The 272-nt window shown below is 49.6% G+C and carries 1 rRNA gene; it reads right to left on the reverse strand.

The window, feature by feature from the left end:
* Positions 1 to 272, reverse strand: a 16S ribosomal RNA gene (locus tag ACTHSL_RS13635); the annotation flags it as partial.

Below are 272 nucleotides of genomic sequence, written 5' to 3' on the forward strand. Positions count from 1 at the left end.
GACTACTAGGGTATCTAATCCTGTTTGCTCCCCACGCTTTCGTGCCTCAGTGTCAGTATCTGTCCAGGAAGTCGCCTTCGCCACTGATGTTCCTTCCGATATCTACGCATTTCACTGCTACACCGGAAATTCCACTTCCCTCTACAGTACTCTAGCTTCGCAGTATCAGACGCAGTCCCCAGGTTAAGCCCAGGAATTTCACATCTAACTTACAAAACCACCTACGCACCCTTTACGCCCAGTAATTCCGATTAACGCTCGCACCCTCTGTA

Source organism: Neisseria sp. P0008.S010, from assembly GCF_051962715.1.
Taxonomy (GTDB): Bacteria; Pseudomonadota; Gammaproteobacteria; order Burkholderiales; family Neisseriaceae; genus Neisseria; species Neisseria elongata.